The organism is Citrobacter sp. XT1-2-2, assembly GCF_023516235.1.
GTDB classification, from domain to species: domain Bacteria; phylum Pseudomonadota; class Gammaproteobacteria; order Enterobacterales; family Enterobacteriaceae; genus Citrobacter; species Citrobacter werkmanii.
Genome location: NZ_CP097324.1, coordinates 720900 through 740220 on the forward strand (window position 1 = coordinate 720900; position 19321 = coordinate 740220).

Annotated in this window: 23 protein-coding genes and 1 riboswitch; of the genes, 10 read left to right on the top strand and 13 right to left on the bottom strand. The window is 51.6% G+C overall.

Annotated elements, in window-relative coordinates; genetic code table 11:
- Positions 1 to 8: 8 nt before the first annotated feature.
- A complete protein-coding gene (locus M4I31_RS03525) occupies positions 9 to 149 on the bottom strand; it encodes a hypothetical protein (RefSeq protein ID WP_159121568.1) in 141 nt (46 codons plus the stop codon).
- Between the two features lie 122 nt (positions 150 to 271).
- Between M4I31_RS03525 and glgS the strand changes: the two genes are divergently transcribed.
- The gene (glgS, locus tag M4I31_RS03530; protein WP_087856824.1) at positions 272 to 478 is read left to right on the top strand and encodes a cell surface composition regulator GlgS; all 207 of its coding nucleotides are present in this window, start codon (positions 272 to 274) and stop codon (positions 476 to 478) included.
- A 32-nt stretch (positions 479 to 510) separates the two neighbouring features.
- Here the strand turns inward: glgS and ubiK are convergent, their stop codons facing one another.
- Positions 511 to 807: a ubiquinone biosynthesis accessory factor UbiK gene (gene ubiK, locus M4I31_RS03535; protein ID WP_085048721.1), complete on the bottom strand. Its 297-nt coding sequence runs from the start codon at positions 805 to 807 to the stop codon at positions 511 to 513.
- A gap of 132 nt (positions 808 to 939) precedes the next feature.
- Positions 940 to 1090, top strand: a riboswitch (FMN riboswitch).
- A gap of 106 nt (positions 1091 to 1196) precedes the next feature.
- On the opposite strand from ubiK, the gene ribB reads away from it, so the two are divergent.
- A complete protein-coding gene (ribB, locus tag M4I31_RS03540) occupies positions 1197 to 1850 on the top strand; it encodes a 3,4-dihydroxy-2-butanone-4-phosphate synthase (RefSeq protein WP_038633931.1) in 654 nt (217 codons plus the stop codon).
- Positions 1851 to 1934: 84 nt separating this feature from the next.
- Here the strand turns inward: ribB and dsbI are convergent, their stop codons facing one another.
- The 3 genes from dsbI to M4I31_RS03555 are packed head-to-tail and all read right to left on the bottom strand — an operon-like array spanning position 1935 to position 5115.
- Positions 1935 to 2612: a protein-disulfide oxidoreductase DsbI gene (gene dsbI, locus M4I31_RS03545; protein WP_085048722.1), complete on the bottom strand. Its 678-nt coding sequence runs from the start codon at positions 2610 to 2612 to the stop codon at positions 1935 to 1937.
- A gap of 14 nt (positions 2613 to 2626) precedes the next feature.
- Entirely contained in the window at positions 2627 to 3295 is a 669-nt protein-coding gene (locus M4I31_RS03550) for a thiol:disulfide interchange protein DsbA/DsbL (protein WP_085048723.1), read from the bottom strand.
- 23 nt (positions 3296 to 3318) lie between these two features.
- Positions 3319 to 5115, bottom strand: a complete 1797-nt coding sequence (locus M4I31_RS03555) for an aryl-sulfate sulfotransferase (RefSeq protein ID WP_085048724.1) — start codon at positions 5113 to 5115, stop codon at positions 3319 to 3321.
- A 394-nt stretch (positions 5116 to 5509) separates the two neighbouring features.
- Between M4I31_RS03555 and M4I31_RS03560 the strand changes: the two genes are divergently transcribed.
- Complete coding sequence (locus M4I31_RS03560; protein ID WP_069324349.1) at positions 5510 to 5686, top strand: hypothetical protein; 177 nt, start codon at positions 5510 to 5512, stop codon at positions 5684 to 5686.
- A 66-nt stretch (positions 5687 to 5752) separates the two neighbouring features.
- Here the strand turns inward: M4I31_RS03560 and zupT are convergent, their stop codons facing one another.
- Positions 5753 to 6526: a zinc transporter ZupT gene (zupT, locus tag M4I31_RS03565; RefSeq protein ID WP_085048725.1), complete on the bottom strand. Its 774-nt coding sequence runs from the start codon at positions 6524 to 6526 to the stop codon at positions 5753 to 5755.
- A 147-nt stretch (positions 6527 to 6673) separates the two neighbouring features.
- Here zupT and ygiD point away from each other — a divergent pair, with 147 nt between their 5' ends.
- Positions 6674 to 7462, top strand: coding sequence for a 4,5-DOPA dioxygenase extradiol (gene ygiD, locus M4I31_RS03570; RefSeq protein WP_085048726.1), 789 nt, complete (start codon positions 6674 to 6676; stop codon positions 7460 to 7462).
- 84 nt (positions 7463 to 7546) lie between these two features.
- Here the strand turns inward: ygiD and M4I31_RS03575 are convergent, their stop codons facing one another.
- The 3 genes from M4I31_RS03575 to tolC all read right to left on the bottom strand — a co-directional run bounded on the left by M4I31_RS03575 (position 7547) and on the right by tolC (position 11017).
- Positions 7547 to 8707, bottom strand: a complete 1161-nt coding sequence (locus M4I31_RS03575; protein ID WP_038642878.1) for a glutathionylspermidine synthase family protein — start codon at positions 8705 to 8707, stop codon at positions 7547 to 7549.
- Positions 8708 to 8712: 5 nt separating this feature from the next.
- Positions 8713 to 9390: a DUF1190 family protein gene (locus M4I31_RS03580; protein WP_006688037.1), complete on the bottom strand. Its 678-nt coding sequence runs from the start codon at positions 9388 to 9390 to the stop codon at positions 8713 to 8715.
- 148 nt (positions 9391 to 9538) lie between these two features.
- On the bottom strand, positions 9539 to 11017 hold the full coding sequence (gene tolC / locus M4I31_RS03585; RefSeq protein ID WP_087856820.1) for an outer membrane channel protein TolC: 1479 nt from the start codon (positions 11015 to 11017) through the stop codon (positions 9539 to 9541).
- 199 nt (positions 11018 to 11216) lie between these two features.
- On the opposite strand from tolC, the gene nudF reads away from it, so the two are divergent.
- From nudF to parE, 5 genes are read left to right on the top strand one after another with little or no spacing between them, the layout of a single operon-like run.
- Positions 11217 to 11849 (top strand): ADP-ribose diphosphatase, encoded by a 633-nt coding sequence (nudF, locus tag M4I31_RS03590; RefSeq protein ID WP_038633920.1) that lies wholly within the window; start codon positions 11217 to 11219, stop codon positions 11847 to 11849.
- Positions 11846 to 12268 (top strand): DUF1249 family protein, encoded by a 423-nt coding sequence (locus M4I31_RS03595; protein WP_003024582.1) that lies wholly within the window; start codon positions 11846 to 11848, stop codon positions 12266 to 12268. Before nudF ends, M4I31_RS03595 begins: the two co-directional genes overlap by 4 nt.
- Positions 12269 to 12292: 24 nt before the next feature.
- Positions 12293 to 13120, top strand: coding sequence for a 3',5'-cyclic-AMP phosphodiesterase (gene cpdA, locus M4I31_RS03600; protein WP_069324348.1), 828 nt, complete (start codon positions 12293 to 12295; stop codon positions 13118 to 13120).
- Positions 13120 to 13701: an esterase YqiA gene (gene yqiA / locus M4I31_RS03605; RefSeq protein ID WP_038633915.1), complete on the top strand. Its 582-nt coding sequence runs from the start codon at positions 13120 to 13122 to the stop codon at positions 13699 to 13701. Before cpdA ends, yqiA begins: the two co-directional genes overlap by 1 nt.
- 28 nt (positions 13702 to 13729) lie before the next feature.
- Positions 13730 to 15622: a DNA topoisomerase IV subunit B gene (gene parE, locus M4I31_RS03610; protein WP_085048728.1), complete on the top strand. Its 1893-nt coding sequence runs from the start codon at positions 13730 to 13732 to the stop codon at positions 15620 to 15622.
- A 99-nt stretch (positions 15623 to 15721) separates the two neighbouring features.
- Here the strand turns inward: parE and M4I31_RS03615 are convergent, their stop codons facing one another.
- The 4 genes from M4I31_RS03615 to qseB all read right to left on the bottom strand — a co-directional run bounded on the left by M4I31_RS03615 (position 15722) and on the right by qseB (position 18763).
- Complete coding sequence (locus M4I31_RS03615) at positions 15722 to 16036, bottom strand: putative quinol monooxygenase (protein ID WP_069324347.1); 315 nt, start codon at positions 16034 to 16036, stop codon at positions 15722 to 15724.
- Between the two features lie 30 nt (positions 16037 to 16066).
- Positions 16067 to 16648 (bottom strand): NAD(P)H-dependent oxidoreductase, encoded by a 582-nt coding sequence (locus M4I31_RS03620; RefSeq protein ID WP_006688047.1) that lies wholly within the window; start codon positions 16646 to 16648, stop codon positions 16067 to 16069.
- Positions 16649 to 16757: 109 nt separating this feature from the next.
- Positions 16758 to 18107: a quorum sensing histidine kinase QseC gene (qseC, locus tag M4I31_RS03625; RefSeq protein ID WP_069324346.1), complete on the bottom strand. Its 1350-nt coding sequence runs from the start codon at positions 18105 to 18107 to the stop codon at positions 16758 to 16760.
- Positions 18104 to 18763 (bottom strand): quorum sensing response regulator transcription factor QseB, encoded by a 660-nt coding sequence (gene qseB, locus M4I31_RS03630; protein ID WP_085048729.1) that lies wholly within the window; start codon positions 18761 to 18763, stop codon positions 18104 to 18106. Before qseB ends, qseC begins: the two co-directional genes overlap by 4 nt.
- 151 nt (positions 18764 to 18914) lie before the next feature.
- Between qseB and M4I31_RS03635 the strand changes: the two genes are divergently transcribed.
- Positions 18915 to 19310: a YgiW/YdeI family stress tolerance OB fold protein gene (locus tag M4I31_RS03635; protein WP_038633899.1), complete on the top strand. Its 396-nt coding sequence runs from the start codon at positions 18915 to 18917 to the stop codon at positions 19308 to 19310.
- Positions 19311 to 19321 lie beyond the last annotated feature (11 nt).

Sequence of the window (19321 nt, forward strand, 5' to 3'; positions counted from 1 at the left end):
TCTGTTTCTTATTCTTCAGTGGTTTTTTCAACAGGCTGTGGACTGTTTTTCAGCGGTTCAGCTTTACGATGACGCTCTGTCTCAAAGGCGGCGATTGTCGCGTTTTGCTGCAGCATCTTTTCACTCTCCGCACGAGGCGTAGGTTTCATAGGAAAGTGTGAGCCTGGGCTATAAATTTGCGCACATTATGTACAAAACCATTTCGCGTATAGGGAAATACTGAAATCAGAAAAAGCATATGGCCTTAGCAGATATTCAATAACTGGAGGGTATGCTCATGCACAGCAACATGTATTCAATGAACAATTTCGATTTCCTGGCCCGCAGTTTTGCCAGGATGCAGGCTGAGGGCCACCCTGTTGATATCCAGGCCGTCACGGGCAATATGGATGAGGAACATCGTAGCTGGTTTTGTAAACGTTATGCGCTGTACTGCCAGCAGGCGACAGAGGCGAAGAAACTCGAACTGGAACACTAACAAAAAACGGGCCTTGCGGCCCGTTGTCGTTTTTACTCTTGCGGATCGACTGAGGGGATCGCAGGGGCAGGCTTAACGTCTGCCGTTTTTTCACGCGCTTCCAGCTCAGTCAGGCGTTGTTCAAGCAGCGCCAACTTTTCACGGGTACGCAGCAAAACCTGAGTCTGCACATCAAACTCTTCACGGCTTACCAGGTCCAGACGGGTCAGTTGTGACTGCAGCGTTTGACGAATTTTCTTCTCGACGTCTTCCCCAAACTCCCGGATCCCTTTCGGCATCGACTCGTGAACCTGACGAGCAATCTGCTCAATTTTTTTCGGGTCAATCATTGTGGTTTCCCTGAACTGGTACGTGTTGCTGCTTATTGTAGTGCGAATGGGCGCAGGCATAAACCAGAATTGTGTGAAGCTAAGTCGAGTAAAGGCGTTGATGAAGGTAATCAATAGCGTTATAGTTAACCCGCTTATTCTCAGGGCGGGGCGAAATTCCCCACCGGCGGTAAATCAGCTTAATGCTGAAAGCCCGCGAGCGCTTTGGGTGCAAACTCAAAGGTCAGCAGATCCGGTGTAATTCCGGGGCCGACGGTTAGAGTCCGGATGGGAGAGAGTAACGATCCAGTCGGGCATGGACCCGCTCACGTTATTTTTTTGCCGCTTAGACGGTACTCCTAAGACTGCCCTGATTCTGGTAACCATAATTTTAGTGAGGTTTTTTTACCATGAATCAGACGCTACTTTCCTCTTTTGGTACGCCTTTCGAACGTGTTGAACATGCGCTGTCTGCGCTGCGTGAAGGACGCGGTGTAATGGTGCTTGACGACGAAGATCGTGAAAACGAAGGCGATATGGTTTTCCCGGCAGAGACCATGACCGTTGAACAGATGGCGCTGACCATCCGTCACGGCAGCGGTATTGTTTGCCTGTGCATCACTGAAGACCGACGCAAACAGCTCGATCTGCCAATGATGGTGGAAAATAACACCAGTGCTTACGGTACCGGTTTTACCGTGACCATTGAAGCCGCAGAAGGCGTGACCACCGGCGTTTCCGCGGCAGACCGTGTCACTACGGTACGTGCGGCAATTAAGGATGGCGCAAAACCTTCCGATCTGAACCGCCCGGGACACGTTTTCCCGCTGCGCGCTCAGGCAGGCGGTGTGTTGACTCGCGGCGGTCACACTGAAGCCACCATCGATCTGATGACGCTGGCAGGCTTTAAACCCGCCGGTGTGCTTTGCGAACTGACCAATGACGATGGCACCATGGCGCGCGCGCCGGAGTGCATCGAATTTGCCGGCAAGCACAATATGGCTGTGGTCACTATCGAAGATCTGGTGGCTTACCGTCAGGCGCATGAGCGTAAAGCCAGCTAATTGCTCACTACCACGCTTGTCGTGCCAGGGATAAAAAAACCGAAGTCAGTTTTCTGGCTTCGGTTTTTTGTTATTGCAGTCTGGCTATTTAGTTCTGGCCAGTTTGATTGCCCAGGCGCCGCTCATTATCACTAACAGCAGCAAACATACGCCAAAAGCCAGCAGGCAGGCCTGCGCCATATTCATAAAATGCCACGGCGGCAGGAGATACCAACCTTCCGACTGTTGGTACAGATCGACAAACCACTTTTGCATACTGCTGAGCGCCACGCCATCGGGAACGATGGGCGCATCATAGCCGCAGTCTCCTGTGGGCTTAAACCACTCTGGCGCCCAGTTTGCCAGCGGCAAATTGAACGGGAAGGTCGGATCGGTGGAACATCCCTGTACGCCAAACAGTGAATCTGGGTCCGGGTTATGTACTGCATAATGAATGCTGTTAAGTTTGATGGAAAACTTAATGCCCATGATGCTGCCGTAAAATGCCGCGATGCAGCCGATGAGCTTCAGAACAACATTTTTGGGGTTAAGCGCCGCGATTAGCCCACCAAAAACCATCACGAACATGGCAAAGCGAATGTATACACATTGTTCGCAGGGAGCCATGTAGAGATAGATTTGGAAGAAAGAGTGCGCCAGAATAATTAACCCACCCATTGCGCAAGCCATCAGTAACCACAGAAAGCGCCGTTCCTGCCATCTCACCAGGGTATCAACCGGTGCAATACATAAGTCTCGCCACAGTCCTTTAATGAAAGCCATAGCCGGGTCCCTGTTTATTTTGCCGCCAGCTCTCTGACAAGCTCAGCCATAGAATCAATGGATTTGATGTTTTTGGTGTAGATCAGGTATTTGCCGTTGACGACATAAGCCGGTACGCCCTGAATTTTGGCGACATCATATGCCGCTTTCCATTTCTCCAGCGTTTGCTGGACGGCGGAGTCCTTCAATGCGGTTTCAAAATCCGCCTGACTCATACCCGCAGCATCCAGCCCCGTCTTAATGAATGAGGCAGGATCTTTACCGTCTGACCAGCGCTCTTTCTTGTCGTGGTAGGCTGCGTAATAGGCGAACTTGGCTTTTTTGAACTGAGATTTGGCGTCAAACAATGAAATTCCTGCTGCCTGATCCTTAGCGATCATTACCGCAAATACCTCACTGGCCTGTTTGCCGTATTCCCCTTTGGTTTCCAGATGAAACGGTGTGAAGGTAACCACGTCGGCTACTTTTTCTGACACGGGAGCCGTTACGGCTTTATCGTATTTGTAGCAGAACGGACAGGCGTAGCTGAATACTTTGATTAACGTCTTATCCGCATTAGGAATCGGTTTCTCCAGCACCATATAGTCAGTGCCCTCGGTAAAAGCCGATGCTGTAAACGATGAGGCAAGTACGGCGGTTAATACCACGCTTTTAAATAATGAAGTGATCCATTTAGACGACATAATTAATCCTTAATCTAACGTGATTATTTAAACATTTGTTGTGGGTGGACCAGTAATGCACGGTAGTGTGTTTGGTTCGGTTTATCGGAAAGGACATCAATTTCAACTTTGACTTCTTTTGTCTTGTAGTCAATTTCATTGATTTTGCCAATGGTCGGTTGTCCAACGTCAAATAAATTAATCGATCCACCAAAGCCAAACATGGTATCGCGATCTTTTTGATATTCGATAACTGAAGTGATAGGACTATAAAAATCATAGCCGCGCTCTTTTCCGTATTCCCAAATTTGTTGGACGGTTCCTTTTTTCTCATCAATTTTATATTCGACAAAACGGGAGTATTTCATCGTCGGCAAAGCGGGTTGTTCGAGTCCACGACCATCGCCGTTATCAAAAATGGTTAATGTCCCTTTGCTGGAGAGCCATGCGGTGTGCTGGGTGTAGGTAAAATCGAAATCAGTATTTTCACACTTGCCATTTTCATCACATTTTAGCACGTTGCCTTTAGCATCTACCGGTTTTAACAACTTGCTTGCCAGCGCTTTATTCCAACCTTTAGATGGCGCCAGGATCCACTTCACCTGTTTATCCCGACCAATTTTTACGACCCCCTGATGACGGGAAGAGATAATGATAGAGTCATCTTTAGCGTCATAGGCAATGGAGTTGACGTGAGCCCAGTTACGACCCGCACCAACACCGAGGGCATCACCATAGGGAGTATCTGGCTCCAGTTTCGCCTGTTGGCCTGCGTGCGCGAGGTCGACGTTGACGCATACCGCGCCTGCGTCCAGTGCACCCAGCAGGGCATCACGCATCGGGTCGAGAATTTTTGTCAGATCCCATACGTCAACAACGCGACCGGATCTGTCGACTTCAATAATCTGGTCGCGGATAGTTTGCACGTGAATGCCATCTTCCTTGCGATAATCCCGTTTACCTACGCGAAGCAGTACGGTGTCATTGACCGTTTCGATCGATTCATGCGATGCGTCAAGGAATCCACGCGGCAGCTTATGGTCGGCCAGAATCTGTCCCATCATATCGAATTCATACCAGTGCTGACCCTGCACGGCGGTGAAGGTTCCGCGCGGTGTTTCCCGAATGCCCATCAGGTAACCGCGCTTATTGATATCCATGTCATGGCCGTCATAGAAGGTATCCTGATCCAACCACCAACGATATTCACCTTCCGTATCGACGACGAAGGTAAAAGGGGCGATATCAAAGGGTAATGCGCCACCTGCGGGGCCCGCATCAAGGATGCCGGCATTTTTGTCTTTTTCACCATGCCAGTGGAATTCTGCGCCCTGCGCGGTGAAAGTATGGGTATTCACCAGATACAGACGGTCTTCAAAGCCGGGAGCAACCTTAATAACTTTAGTTTGCTGTAAATCAGAAAGAGAACGGTTATCCATGTAGTGATTAACGATGGCGGATGTTTGCACCACGTAATCTTCCTTCATCGCCTTGCCATTTTCTTTATATTCGATGGTAACTTTATTAGCGTACTTTTGATAAAGGCCAAAAACAGGAATGCCATCGTAAGTGGCGAGTGATTCTTTGCCAACGGTATAAGTAACCGGAACCCCTTTTTCACCTTTACCATGAACGGTGACTTTAACATCCGAAATAACGTGACTATCTAATTCAATCAGTGCGGTAAGTGGGGCATTTCCATAAGGATCAACAACTATTGCGCCCAGTTTACCTGCGGGTTGGGCGGGTTGAAAACCTGCGGCAAACGAATTCCCCACAGTTAATCCAAATGCCAGTGCAAGCGTTCCAGCGAGAAGTGTTTTTCGGTATTGCGTAAACATGGATATATCTCCTTATATTACCTGTAAATATAATGGTGCTGAATATATTATGTTTTTACGATGTTAATTAAGCAAAGGATAGTATTGCTGATGCTGCTTTAATGATGAATCAATTAATATTGATGAGGCTTATTGTTCTGCAGAATCTAATTTTTATTATTTGAATAGTATTGGCGAGATATTTTAAGAACAATGTTTATTATTGTGTTGTGTGATCTTGTCGACATAGTTTAATTGTTTATAACGATCTGGGCTATTAGCTTAGTCGCTTATTTATATGATCGAAATCATATATTTGTTTCTGGAATATGCCACTATAGGGGTAGGTTGGAATAAGGTAGTGTAAAATTTTAACGTTAAATGTTTAATGATGTTAAATATTAAGGGTAAAAGAATGTTTATTGCCTGGTATTGGATTGTATTAATTGCACTCGTTGCGGTGGGTTATTATTGTCATATGAAGCGTTATTGTCGTGCGTTCCGCCAGGACAGAGATGCGCTGCTTGAGGCGCGTAACAAACTCTTTCGTCGATCTGGCGAAGATAACGGCACGGTTAAGGGACAGGAATAGTCCTTCGCGTTCTGCTATGGATGAGCGGATGCTGTTAAACTTGCAGGGTGGCATCCGCCCTCTGGATTATCCGATTCCCATGGACTGGAGAATGACGAGACTTAACCCCATCACCGACATTCCGCACAATACCCCATAGCTGGGATTATTATTGGGATCGATCTCTTTTGCCAATGGCATCAATTCATCGACGGACAGCGCGACCATAATACCTGCGACGGCCGCCATTATCGCCGCCATCACTACCGGCGAAATCAGACTACCGAGAATTAACCACGCCAGTACGCCGCCCAATATTTCTGCCATGCCCGAAATCCCGGCCCAGAATATCGCGGTGCGTTTAGATCCCGTAGCCGCATAAACCGGACCCGCCACGGCTAATCCTTCAGGAATATTGTGTAATGCGACGGCAAGGGCAATACCAAAGCCCAGTTCGAGGTTGCTGCTGGCGGTAACAAATGTCGCAATTCCTTCCGGGAAGTTGTGCAGGCTAATGCCGAGTGTCAATAAAATCGCGGTACGCCGGATGGAACCAGGTAAAGGCTGCGTGGTTTTTTGCACCAGATCCTGGGGGTGAGCATGCGGCAGTATACGATCGAGGCCAAAGTAGCCCAGCAAGCCCACAATAAACATCCCGTAGCCCAACACCGGCGACATGCCGTCAGCGGCCAGCGCAGCGGGCAGCATCTCCATTAGGGATATCAGTAACATAATTCCGGCAGCGAAACCTAAAGAAAAGGCAAGAGCGCGGTTAGAGGGTTTTTGCCCCAGCACGCCGAGAAATGCGCCAATAAACGTGGCGGCGCCTGCCAGTAAAGTCAGAAGTAAAGGTACTGACATCGACAAATCTAACTCCTTATCAATCTGCTGTTCGGGCCAGATCGTCAAAATAACTGATGATCTTCATCATGGTTATCTGAGTTCTTCATCAACCGAAAAAGCGTATTGTGATGGTATCAAAATGACTCCCTCAGTAAGGATATCATCATGTCTTCAGCTCGTATGCCAGCATTGTTTTTGGGCCACGGTAGCCCGATGAATGTTCTGGAAGATAACGTTTATACCCGTGCCTGGCAGCAACTGGGGGAAACGTTGCCACGTCCGAAAGCCATTGTTGTGGTGTCGGCGCATTGGTTCACTCGTGGAACAGGTGTGACGGCGATGGAAGCGCCAAAAACAATCCACGATTTTGGCGGTTTTCCACAGGCGCTGTATGACACGCATTACCCGGCCCCGGGTTCACCGGAACTGGCTCAGCATCTGGTTGACATGCTTGCTCCGGTGCCAGTGACCTTAGACCAGGAAGCGTGGGGCTTTGACCACGGCTCATGGGGCGTGCTGATCAAGATGTATCCGAATGCGGACATTCCGATGGTGCAGCTGAGTGTCGACAGTACCAAACCCGCGGCCTGGCATTTTGAGATGGGGCGCAAACTGGCGGCGTTGCGTGATGAAGGCATTATGCTGGTGGCCAGCGGTAATGTGGTACACAACCTGCGTACTGCGCGTTGGCACGGTGAGAACACGCCATACCCGTGGGCGACCTCATTCAACGATTATGTGAGGGCCAACCTGACATGGCAGGGACCGGTTGAACAGCACCCGCTGGTCAACTACCTCGATCATGAAGGTGGATCGTTATCGAACCCGACGCCGGATCACTATCTGCCGCTGCTGTACGTTTTGGGCGCATGGGACGGTAAGGAACCGGTGACGATCCCGGTTGACGGTATTGAGATGGGCAGTTTGAGTATGCTGTCGGTGCAGGTAGGGTAATTAATGCCCGATGGCGCTGCGCTTATCGGGCCTACGGTTCATGCCGTAGGCCGGGCAAAGCGGAGTCGCCATCCGGCACAACGATTATTCGACAAAAATATGCGGATAGAAGCGCGAGAGATCCTGAGTGATCAACGCTCTGTCTTCACGAATGCCGATGCCTGCGGGTTGATCGTTGATCAGCCAGCTGCCAATCAGCATATAGCTGTCGCCAAATTTCGGTAGCTGATGGAACTGCTGGACGATCATGCCTTCTTCGCCATACGGCCCTTCCACGGCTTCGATCGTTTTCCCGTTCTCGATGATGGAGACGTTAGCGCCTTCACGCGAGAAGATTGGCTTAACGACGAATTTATCCATCTGCGGATAGTCGTCTTCGGCGAAATAAGCAGGCAACAGGTTCGGATGGTTCGGGAACATTTCCCACAACAGCGGTAATAGCGCCTTGTTGGAGATGATGCTCTTCCAGGCAGGTTCCAGCCAGCGAACGCCCGCGTCTTCAAGCTTAGTGGAGAACATTTCACGCAGCATGAATTCCCACGGATAGAGCTTGAACAGGTTTGCAATAACCTGATCCTGCATATCCGTGAACTGACCTTTTTCACCCAGGCCAATATCTTCGACATAGAGGAATTCAGTGGCGATCTCAGCCTCGGCAGCGCAATCCTGCAGGTACTGGATCGTACCGCGATCTTCGACCGTATCACGACAGCAGGTCAGATGCAGCAGTTGAAAACCATACTGTTCACGCAGCTCGGTGAAACGCTCGATCAGCTTTTCCTGCAGACTGTTGAACTGATCGCTGCCTTCCGGCAGGTTTCCGGCATTGAGCTGATCTTCCAGCCAGATCCACTGGAAAAACGCGGCTTCGTACAATGACGTTGGCGTATCAGCGTTGTTTTCCAGCAGCTTGGGTTCACCTGTGCCGTCCCACGCCAGATCCAGACGAGAATAAAGCGACGGTTGCTGTGTCTGCCAGGACTGGCGGACAAAGCCCCAGGTATGCTTCGGAATGCGGAATTTTGTCATCAGCTCATCGCTGGCGATGACCTTTTCCACCACTTTGAGGCACATTTGATGCAGCTCTGCGGTGACCTCTTCCAGCTTTTCAACCTGGGCAAGCGTGAGCTTATAGTACGCGTCTTCACACCAGTACGGCTCGCCGTACATGGTGTGAAAGTTGAAACCGTATTCGGTGGCCTTATCGCGCCAGTCCGGGCGCTCAACAATACTGACTCTTTCCATGACCATCAGCCGCCCATTGAACGTGTAGTGGTACCGCTGGCGCTACGTTGCATGGTGCTCTGTTTAGCCACAGATTCGCCAAATCCGCCGCGGGTGACGGTAGTGGTGGTGGCCGGTTTCGGCGCCATGGCGGTTTTCGGCACGGTCATGGTGCGGCCCGGCGTCGCTGCACCGTAGTTTTTACCGCTGGCGTCAGTGTACTTGCCGTATGCCGGACTGGCCGGGTTTTTCGAGCTGAACAGCGGCTGCTGAGCGCCCATTCCGCCGCCCATCAGTCGGCCCATCATGTAGCCTGCCATCAGCGGCATCCAGAAGCTGCCGCTGCTTTGATTCTGCGCCTGAGCCTGGCCTTCGCCGGTCGGCGCCATACCCGCTTGCGCAGGTGCTTGTTGGCACTGGCCTTCGCCGAATTCAGCGATACAGTCTTCGCGAGTGGCATATTTTGGCGCGGTGCGTTCCGCTTCTTTCAGCGCATTGTTGAACGCGGTGGTACATTCGGCGCTTTTACCCGGATTCGCTGCTGAGCAGTCGTCCGCGTTTTGATAAAGCGAAACCGTTTCGTCGCTCTTTTCACAGCCCGCGAGCATAAACACAGCGGTAACTGCCAGGGCGACAGGAGTCAGATGGCGCGCGCTCCAGCTTTTGCGGAACGAAGCGTGATGTATCGATTTTGTCCGTTTCATATATGTCTTCCAGGACCCAGTGGTAAATACTGCTCAGAATAGAGGATGACTGGTCGAAATTGAAGCGGGAAGAGGCGAGAATGCGCAGGAAGGGGCGGATCTTTACGTTGTCTTACGTTCAGACGGGGCCGAAGCCCCGTCATTAGCATTAATTACGGAACGGGTTGGTGCTGTTGCTGCTGGTTGTACGTGCGGCTGTCGGCTGCGCCGCTGGCGTCGTGCTGTTGGACGTATAACCATCCGCGGCGGCGTCTTGCTGCGCGTTTTGCGGGGCGATCGTATCCGGGGTAGTGGATACCGGTTTACCCAGCGTATTGTTCAGGGCCACCAGATCCTGCTCGTTCAGCGTCCCGAGCGCGGATTTGACGTTTAACTGATTGATAAGATAGGTGTAACGCGCATTAGCCAGCTGTTGCTTGGCGTTGTACAGCGTGGTAGTGGCATCCAATACATCCACGATGGTACGTGTACCAACGGAATAACCGGCTTCCATCGCATCCAAAGAACTTTGCGCAGAAACAACCGCTTGTTTGTATGCGTTGATGCTACTGATGGACGCATTAATGTTGTTAAACGAAGAACGAACGGTCTGCACCACGCTGCGGTGTGCGCTTTCCAGTTGTTCGCTTGCGCCAACAAAGTTGTACTGCGCCTGTTTCACCTGCGAGTTAACCATTCCGCCCTGGTAGATAGGCAGCGAGAAGCTCAGGCCGATTTTGTTCTGGCCCATGTTGCTGTCGTCATACTGGGAGGTGTTGGTTTTGGAACCGCTGTATGAAGTATCAGATACGCCAGTAGATGCGGTCAGGTCCAGAGTCGGTAAATGACCGTCCTGTGCCAGGCGAATCTGTTCACGCGCCAGATCCTGGCTCAAACGCGCCTGCAATAAGGTCAGGTTGCGGTTTTCCGCTTCTTTCAGCAGTGCGTTCACCGCCTGCGGTTTGTTGGTTTTGAAGCCGTCAACGTTCAGCGAAGCCAGTTCCGGGTAGTAGTTACCGGTCACCTGGCGCAGTTGTTCCACCGCGTTATCCAGATTGTTGCGCGCGGTAACTTCGTTTGCCAACACGGTATCGTATTGTGAACGGGCGTTCTGCACGTCAGTGATAGCGACCAGGCCAACGTTAAAACGCTGAGTGGTCTGATCTAACTGACGGTAAACCGCATCTTTCTGTGCCTGGGTGTAAGACAGCACGTCAATTGCGTTCAGTACGTTAAAATAGGCGGTGGCGGTATTCAGGATCAGCGTTTGCTGATCGGTCTGATAGGTCACGTCCTGGATGCCCGCTGATTTTTCTTGCAGCGTCAGGGCACGCCATTTTGACATATCAAAAATGGACTGAGTTAACTGCAGAGATGCGCTGGTGGCGTTGGAGTTGACGCCATTTGCATCACGGTAGCCATTGCTGTAGGTGTAATCGGCACCTAATCCCAGTTGCGGCAGTAATGGGCTACGCGCTTCGTTAATTTTTTCGAATGCAGCATCGCGATCGGCGGCGGATTTACGCAATTCCGGGTTGCTCAGGCGTGCTTGCTGATAAACCTGCATCAGGTTCTCTGCCTGGCTCAGAGTACTGAACCCCGACAGGCTCAGGCCGATAAGGATGGGGAGCAATTTCTTCATTTGCATTCCTTGTTGTGAAGCAGTATTTAGCGCTGATCAAATTGTAAAAATATTTGCTGATTCTAGCAGAATCCGCCACTGCAAAAAGTTGGCGTTACGTGCCATACGGCGTTAATTTGCATCAATTTAACACAAGGGCGTTGAAACATCAGTCAAACGACCTTGAAATTCACATTTTAAACACTATTGGTTTCAGGACAGCACAATGCGTAAACCAGACAACTTGCCAATGACTTTCACTAAAAATGATGTAGAAATTATTGCACGAGAAACGCTATACCGCGGATTTTTTTCACTGGATCTTTATCGGTTCCGCCATCGCTTGTTTAACGGCGGTATGAGCGGTGAGGTAAAGCGCGAAATTTTTGAGCGCGGACACGCGGCAGTCTTGCTACCCTTTGACCCTGAGCGGGACGAAGTTGTGCTGGTCGAGCAGATCCGCATCGCGGCGTTTGATACCAGCGCAAGCCCATGGCTACTGGAAATGGTGGCCGGGATGATCGAAGAAGGCGAGAGCGTGGAAGATGTCGCGCGCCGTGAAGCGATGGAAGAAGCCGGGCTTAACGTTAAACGCGTAAAACCGGTGCTGAGTTATCTGGCAAGCCCAGGAGGCACCAGCGAACGCTCATCGATTATGGTGGGTGAAGTGGACGCCACGACCGCGAGCGGAATTCATGGTCTGGCTGATGAAAACGAAGATATTCGTGTTCATGTGGTTAGCCGGGAACAGGCTTACCAATGGGTAGAAGAGGGGATAATCGACAACGCGGCTTCTGTCATCGCTTTGCAATGGTTACAGCTGCACTATCAAGAGTTAAAAACTGAGTGGAAAAAATGAAGCGTTACACACCTGACTTCCCTGAAATGATGCGCCTGTGCGAAACCAATTATTCGCAATTGCGCCGCCTGTTGCCGCGTAATGACGCAGCCGGCGAAACAGTGAGCTATCAGGTGGCAAACGCACAATATCGGTTAACGATCGTTGAATCGACCCGATACACTACGCTTGTCGCGATCGAACAAACGGCACCGGCTGTGACTTACTGGAGCCTGCCGTCCTTAACCGTGCGTCTGTATCATGATGCGAGGGTCGCTGAAGTGTGTTCAAGTCAGCAGATCTTTCGCTTCAAAGCACGGTATGATTATCCAAATAAAAAGTTGCATCAACGCGACGAAAAGCATCAAATTAACCAGTTTCTGGCCGACTGGTTACGGTACTGTTTAGCACATGGAGCGATGGCGATTCCGGTTTATTAGCGTCGTGAAACCTAAGGACACCATTTGGAAAGCCTGTTAACCCTTCCTTTGGCTGGTGAGGCCAGAGTCAGGATCTTACAAATTACAGACACTCACCTGTTTGCCGAAAAGCATGAAACGCTGCTGGGTGTGAATACCTGGGACAGCTATCAATCCGTACTGGATGCAATACATGCTGAGTCGCCAGAGTTCGATCTGATCGTCGCGACTGGCGATTTGGCGCAGGATCAATCCGCTGCGGCTTATCAGCATTTTGCTGAGGGCATCGCAAGTTTTCGTGCGCCCTGCGTTTGGCTCCCGGGTAATCATGATTTTCAGCCTGCAATGTACAGCTCGCTGCAGGATGCGGGCATTTCCCCGGCTAAGCGCGTCTTCATTGGCGAACAGTGGCAAATCTTGTTGCTGGACAGCCAGGTGTTTGGCGTTCCCCACGGCGAGTTAAGCGAATTTCAGCTCGAATGGCTGGAGCGTAAACTTGCCGATGCGCCTGAACGCAATACCTTGCTGCTTCTGCATCATCATCCTCTGCCTGCGGGCTGCAGCTGGCTCGATCAGCACAGTCTGCGCAATGCCGCCGAACTGGACAACGTGCTGGTGAACTATCCGCGCGTGAAGTATCTGCTGTGTGGGCATATTCATCAGGAACTGGATCTGGACTGGAACGGTCGCCGCCTGTTGGCGACGCCATCGACCTGCGTGCAGTTTAAGCCGCATTGTTCTAATTTCACGTTAGATACCATCAGCCCCGGCTGGCGTACGCTGGAGCTGTTTGCTGACGGTACGTTGCAGACTCAGGTGTGTCGTCTGCAGGGTAATCGGTTTCACCCTGATACCGCTTCAGAAGGTTACTGATGTCTACGCTTCTTTATCTTCATGGATTTAACAGTTCTCCTCGTTCGGCGAAGGCATGTTTGCTGAAAAGCTGGCTGGCGGAGCACCATCCGCACGTTGAGATGATTGTACCGCAGCTGCCGCCGTATCCTGCTCAGGCCGCAGAGATGCTGGAATCGATCGTTCTTGAGCATGGCGGCGAGTCGCTGGGGATTGTCGGTTCCTCGTTGGGCGGCTATTACGCCACCTGGCTGTCACAATGTTTTATGCTGCCAGCGGTGGTGGTGAACCCGGCGGTCCGGCCTTATGAACTGCTGGTCGACTATCTCGGTCAAAACGAGAACCCCTACACCGGGCAGCAATATGTGCTAGAGTCACGCCATATTTACGATCTTAAAGTCATGCAGATTGACCCGCTGGAAGCGCCGGATTTAATCTGGTTGCTCCAACAAACGGGCGATGAAGTGTTGGACTACCGCCAGGCGGTGGCGTATTACGCCTCCTGCCGCCAGACAGTTACTGAGGGTGGAAACCACGCATTCACGGGCTTCGAAGATTATTTCAACCAGATTGTCGATTTTCTTGGACTGCACAGTTTCTGACGATCAATTCGAACTGCTTATTTAAACCATGACGCAAACTTATAACGCTGATGCCATTGAGGTACTCACTGGGCTTGAGCCGGTACGCCGTCGCCCTGGGATGTACACCGATACGACCCGTCCGAACCACCTTGGGCAGGAAGTGATTGATAACAGTGTGGATGAAGCACTGGCGGGCCACGCAAAACGTGTGGACGTGATCTTACATGCCGACCAATCTCTGGAAGTCATTGACGATGGTCGCGGCATGCCGGTAGACATTCACCCTGAAGAAGGTGTTCCGGCGGTTGAGTTGATCCTCTGCCGTTTACATGCGGGTGGTAAGTTCTCCAATAAAAACTATCAGTTCTCTGGTGGCTTGCATGGGGTGGGTATCTCCGTGGTCAACGCTCTGTCGAAGCGTGTGGAAGTAAACGTGCGTCGCGACGGGCAGGTGTACAACATCGCGTTTGAGAACGGCGATAAGGTGCAGGATTTACAGGTTGTCGGGACCTGCGGTAAACGCAATACCGGAACCAGCGTGCACTTCTGGCCGGATGAAACCTTCTTCGACAGCCCGCGTTTTTCCGTTTCGCGCTTAACGCACGTCCTGAAAGCTAAAGCGGTATTGTGTCCGGGTGTCGAGATCACCTTTAAAGATGAGGTCAGCAATAGCGAACAGCGCTGGTGCTACCAGGATGGTCTGAATGATTATCTGAGCGAAGCGGTGAATGGCCTGCCTACCCTGCCGGAAAAACCGTTTATCGGTAATTTTAGCGGTGAGACGGAAACTGTGGACTGGGCGCTGCTCTGGCTGCCGGAAGGCGGCGAGCTGCTGACCGAAAGCTATGTAAACCTGATCCCAACCATGCAGGGCGGTACGCATGTTAACGGTCTGCGTCAGGGCCTGCTGGATGCGATGCGCGAGTTCTGCGAATACCGCAATATCCTGCCGCGCGGCGTGAAGCTGTCGGCGGAAGATATCTGGGATCGCTGTGCCTATGTGCTGTCGGTGAAAATGCAGGATCCGCAGTTTGCCGGGCAAACCAAAGAGCGCCTCTCCTCGCGCCAGTGCGCGGCATTTGTCTCTGGGGTGGTGAAAGATGCCTTCAGCTTGTGGCTGAACCAGAACGTGCAGTCAGCCGAACTGCTGGCTGAGATGGCGATTTCCAGCGCCCAGCGTCGTCTGCGCGCGGCGAAAAAAGTGGTGCGTAAAAAGCTGACCAGCGGTCCGGCGCTGCCGGGGAAACTGGCGGACTGTACCGCACAGGATCTCAATCGCACCGAACTGTTCCTCGTCGAAGGTGACTCAGCGGGCGGATCGGCCAAACAGGCGCGCGATCGTGAGTATCAGGCGATCATGCCGCTCAAAGGTAAGATCCTCAATACCTGGGAAGTCTCTTCCGATGAAGTGCTGGCCTCGCAGGAAGTTCACGATATTTCGGTGGCGATCGGTATCGATCCGGACAGCGACGACCTGAGCCAGTTACGTTACGGTAAGATCTGTATCCTGGCGGATGCGGACTCTGATGGTCTGCACATCGCCACGCTGCTGTGCGCACTGTTTGTGAAACACTTCCGCACGCTGGTGAAACACGGTCACGTGTACGTGGCGCTGCCGCCGTTATACCGTATCGACCTCGGGAAAGAGGTCTATTACGCGCTGACGGAAGAAGAAAAAGCGGGCGTACTGGAGCAGTTAAAGCGCAAGAAAGGCAAGCCGAACGTGCAGCGCTTTAAAGGTCTGGGTGAAATGAACCCGATGCAACTGCGTGAAACCACGCTGGATCCGAACACTCGTCGCCTGGTGCAGCTCATCATCGATGATGAAGACGATCAGCGCACCAATGCGGTAATGGATATGCTGCTGGCCAAGAAGCGTTCTGAAGATCGTCGTAACTGGTTGCAGGAGAAAGGCGACCTGGCGGATCTCGAAGGGTAAGGGGTATGTAGGCCGGATAAGGCGGTTTGTGCCGCCATCCGGCAAGGTCATCATGCCCGATGGCGTACGCTTATCTGGCCCGGCGGCCAGAACAATAACTTAAATGCCCGGCTCCAGAATACGAATATTCATCTCCAGCACATCGCCTTTGACGGCTTCGCTGTAGGCTTTCATATGCGGAGTCTGCAAATGCGCTTCAAGGTGGGCGATGCTTTCCCACTGTTCAATCATGACGATTGAATCCGGGGCTGTAGTCTGAAAACTGACGCCAGCAGCATGATCGACCATCGGCGCGTAGCCGTGGCAACCTTCTTCCTGTAAAACGATCGGAACGATTTTAGCGAACTGATCCAGTACCGCCTGGCGGTGATGTTGACCTGGACGTGTACGGATTTCTGCAATAACGGTAAGCATGGTTAACTCCTTCTAATTCCAGGTTACCAGTTAACCAAAAATTTCGTTCAGATGCTTGCGATATTCTGCGATATAACGCGGGACATCCGGCATTTTAATCACGTCATTGGTGATAAAGGTCGGCAGCGCTTCCATTCCCAGGAACTGGTTTGCTTTATGGAATGGGAGATAAACGCCATCAACCCCAACGCCATGGAAGAACTGATCTTTTTCCGTGAAGGCTTCCATCGGCGCGTTCCAGGTCAGAGAGAGCATGTATTTTTTGCCCTGAATCAGTCCGCCGGAACCGTATTTTTTTGACGCATCTGAACGCGTGCGGCCATCGCTGGCGTACAGCGTACCGTGCCCGGCAGTGAACACGTCATCAATGTATTTCTTCACCGTCCACGGCGCGCCCATCCACCAACCCGGCATTTGCCAGATAACGGCGTCTGCCCAGACGAAGTTCTGCACTTCTGCTTGCACATCATAGTCGCTGTCAGCGCGTACGACTCTAACATCATGCCCGAGGTCGCGCAGGATACCGTCCGCGACCTCGGTCAGGGTGTCATTCAATTGCCCATTGGAATGGCCAAATTTTTTCGCACCGTTGATAATCAGGATGTTGCTCATTTTGTGTCCTCAAAGAATAACGTTTGAGGCCGATTCTACGCTGATGATCGGTACGGTGAAATTAGCAAAATGTGCAAAGTCTTTTGCTGAGTGAGCAATAATAACGCAGTTACCAACTGATTTTAGCTTCAAAGCCGCCTTGCGGCGCATTACCAAACGAGGCTGACATTCTGTGTAAGGTCGCGATGCGACGGACAATTGACAGCCCCAGACCGCTGCCGGTCACGCTTTGCCCCGGTGGGCGATAAAAGCGTTCTCCAATGTGCATCAGAACTTCCGGCGCAATACCTGGACCATTATCTTTGACGCTAAAATTGCGGGCGTTGAGCGTCACTTCCACAATACTTCCCCGTGGACTATAGCGAATCGCATTATCCAGCAGATTTCGCACCATCAGGCTGAGTAACAGCGGTTGCCCGGTACATGTGATGCCGTGCGCGTTAATCTGCAAACGTACGTCAATATGCGCCTGCTGGGCCGAATGGTAGATATCCATCACCGAAGATTGCAGCAACTCCTCCAGCGAGATTTCCGCCACATCCTGAAGATTGTCGAGGGAGTCAAGGCGCGAAAGCGTCAGTAACTGATCGACCAGACGCGTGGCGCGATCGATCCCGGCCTGCATCTGCATTAAGGCTTTTTGCCGTGCCTGCGGGTCATCGTCAGACAGTTGCGCCACTTCGGTTTGCACTTTCAGCGCCGTCAATGGACTACGCAACTCGTGAGCGGCATCTGAAGTAAAGCGCCGTTCACGCACCATGGTGGTATGAATACGGGTGAAAAGTTGGTTGAGTGATTCAACCAACGGGCGGACTTCGCCAGGAATGCCTTTCAAACTGAGCGGTTCTTCTGATTCCGGGTCGCGTAAACGTAGCGCCTGCGCCAGTTTCTTCAGTGGCTTAAGTTCAAGACTTAACAACACAATCAGGATTAACAGCATCAGCGGCAGAGCGACCAACCACGGCACCAATTGTGCTGTCACAATCGCTAAAGCCATATCTTCACGATATTCCCATTCCTGCCCGACAACGATTCGATACTTTTTATCTGCGGAAGTCAGCCAGACAAAACGCCATTTATCGTTGTCGCCATTCAGATAGCCATCGTCAAAACCTTCCCGGCGATAGCTGTAGGGAATGTATTGGCCATTATCTCCATCGTGAAGAACCATTTTCCCTTCTGGCGTGTAGGCCGCAAAGGTCAGTACATCGTCGTCAATATGACCATGTTTGAATTTTTTCGGGGTATGCGCGATGCGTTCAGAGGCTTTGAGTTCATCAAGATCCAGCGTGACCAGACGCTTGGCGAACAGCATTTGCTGCGTGTCGAACATCTCATTCACGTTGTCGGTGGTTTGCTTCCAGGCGACAAAGCTGGAAATCAGCCAGGTCACTAAAACCAAAATCATGAAGATAAGCGTTAGCCTGATGCGCAGGCTGAGACGTTGTGCGAGTTTCATGCGTCACCCAGGGTGTAGCCAATGCCATGCACGGTACGGATAAAGTCGCTGCCGAGCTTACGGCGTAAGTGATGGACGTGTACTTCAACCGCATTGCTGGAGACGTTTTCGTCCCAGGTATACAGTTTTTCTTCAATCAGTTTGCGGGGCAGGACGCGGCCCTTGTTACGCATAAGCAGCTCCAGCAGCGCGAACTCTTTGGGCTTAAGAGACAACGGTTCGCCAGCCGCCGTGGCGACCAGCGCCCCGGGATCAAGCGTCACCTCGCCATGGCGTAATGTGTTGCTGGCCTGGCCGCTGGCACGACGCACCAGCGCCTCCAGCCTGGCGGCAACTTCAATCAACGCGAAGGGTTTACACAGATAGTCGTCCGCGCCCAGGCGTAAGCCTTCAACGCGTTCTGCCAGCGCGTCGCGGGCGGTCAGGATCAGCACCGGTTCCTGCTTCCCGTTGCCTCGCCACTCGCGCAGGATATCCCGTCCGTCTATGCCTGGCAGCGTCAGGTCGAGGATTACCGCATCATACGGGGCACTGTAGAGTGCTTCTTTCCCCTGACGTCCTTCGGTAAACCAGTCGATGCTAAAACCCATTTTACTCAGACCGGTTTTAAGGCCATCGCCAATCAACGTATCATCTTCAACCAGTAAAATGCGCATATATTCTTCCCTGCGAAAACTCTCTTTGCCGTCAGTAAACCTTGTCGCCGCCGCATCTGTACAGCAAAAAAGAATCTTTTTTTTCCTTAAGAACTTGTTAAGGATTAACTTATTTAATAGTCGTAAACCAACATGAAAGGGAGACATGACGATGAAAAAATTAGCTGCAATGGTTGCCGTAATGGCACTGTGTTCCGCACCTGTTCTGGCAGCGCAGCAGGGCGGCTTCTCTGGGCCAACGACGACCACGCAAAGCCAAAGCGGCGGGTTTGTCGGCCCGAACGGCAGCATCACGACGGTAGCAAGTGCTAAATCGCTTCGCGATGATGCGTGGGTTACCTTGCGTGGGAACATCGTTGAGCGTATTTCCGACGATTTGTATGTGTTTAAAGATGCGACCGGCACGGTGAATGTGGATATTGACCATAAGCGCTGGAACGGCGTAACCGTAACCCCGCAGGATGTGGTTGAGATCCAGGGCGAAGTGGATAAAGACTGGAACTCCGTTGAAATCGACGTGAAACAGATTAGCAAAGTTGCTAAATAATCCCCATCAGG

Coding starts and splice junctions, on each gene's coding strand:
- M4I31_RS03525 (WP_159121568.1), bottom strand. CDS start 149: ATGAAACCTACGCCTCGTGCGGAGAGTGAAAAGATGCTGCAGCAAAAC.
- glgS (WP_087856824.1), top strand. CDS start 272: ATGCTCATGCACAGCAACATGTATTCAATGAACAATTTCGATTTCCTG.
- ubiK (WP_085048721.1), bottom strand. CDS start 807: ATGATTGACCCGAAAAAAATTGAGCAGATTGCTCGTCAGGTTCACGAG.
- ribB (WP_038633931.1), top strand. CDS start 1,197: ATGAATCAGACGCTACTTTCCTCTTTTGGTACGCCTTTCGAACGTGTT.
- dsbI (WP_085048722.1), bottom strand. CDS start 2,612: ATGGCTTTCATTAAAGGACTGTGGCGAGACTTATGTATTGCACCGGTT.
- M4I31_RS03550 (WP_085048723.1), bottom strand. CDS start 3,295: ATGTCGTCTAAATGGATCACTTCATTATTTAAAAGCGTGGTATTAACC.
- M4I31_RS03555 (WP_085048724.1), bottom strand. CDS start 5,115: ATGTTTACGCAATACCGAAAAACACTTCTCGCTGGAACGCTTGCACTG.
- M4I31_RS03560 (WP_069324349.1), top strand. CDS start 5,510: ATGTTTATTGCCTGGTATTGGATTGTATTAATTGCACTCGTTGCGGTG.
- zupT (WP_085048725.1), bottom strand. CDS start 6,526: ATGTCAGTACCTTTACTTCTGACTTTACTGGCAGGCGCCGCCACGTTT.
- ygiD (WP_085048726.1), top strand. CDS start 6,674: ATGTCTTCAGCTCGTATGCCAGCATTGTTTTTGGGCCACGGTAGCCCG.
- M4I31_RS03575 (WP_038642878.1), bottom strand. CDS start 8,707: ATGGAAAGAGTCAGTATTGTTGAGCGCCCGGACTGGCGCGATAAGGCC.
- M4I31_RS03580 (WP_006688037.1), bottom strand. CDS start 9,390: ATGAAACGGACAAAATCGATACATCACGCTTCGTTCCGCAAAAGCTGG.
- tolC (WP_087856820.1), bottom strand. CDS start 11,017: ATGCAAATGAAGAAATTGCTCCCCATCCTTATCGGCCTGAGCCTGTCG.
- nudF (WP_038633920.1), top strand. CDS start 11,217: ATGCGTAAACCAGACAACTTGCCAATGACTTTCACTAAAAATGATGTA.
- M4I31_RS03595 (WP_003024582.1), top strand. CDS start 11,846: ATGAAGCGTTACACACCTGACTTCCCTGAAATGATGCGCCTGTGCGAA.
- yqiA (WP_038633915.1), top strand. CDS start 13,120: ATGTCTACGCTTCTTTATCTTCATGGATTTAACAGTTCTCCTCGTTCG.
- parE (WP_085048728.1), top strand. CDS start 13,730: ATGACGCAAACTTATAACGCTGATGCCATTGAGGTACTCACTGGGCTT.
- M4I31_RS03615 (WP_069324347.1), bottom strand. CDS start 16,036: ATGCTTACCGTTATTGCAGAAATCCGTACACGTCCAGGTCAACATCAC.
- M4I31_RS03620 (WP_006688047.1), bottom strand. CDS start 16,648: ATGAGCAACATCCTGATTATCAACGGTGCGAAAAAATTTGGCCATTCC.
- qseC (WP_069324346.1), bottom strand. CDS start 18,107: ATGAAACTCGCACAACGTCTCAGCCTGCGCATCAGGCTAACGCTTATC.
- qseB (WP_085048729.1), bottom strand. CDS start 18,763: ATGCGCATTTTACTGGTTGAAGATGATACGTTGATTGGCGATGGCCTT.
- M4I31_RS03635 (WP_038633899.1), top strand. CDS start 18,915: ATGAAAAAATTAGCTGCAATGGTTGCCGTAATGGCACTGTGTTCCGCA.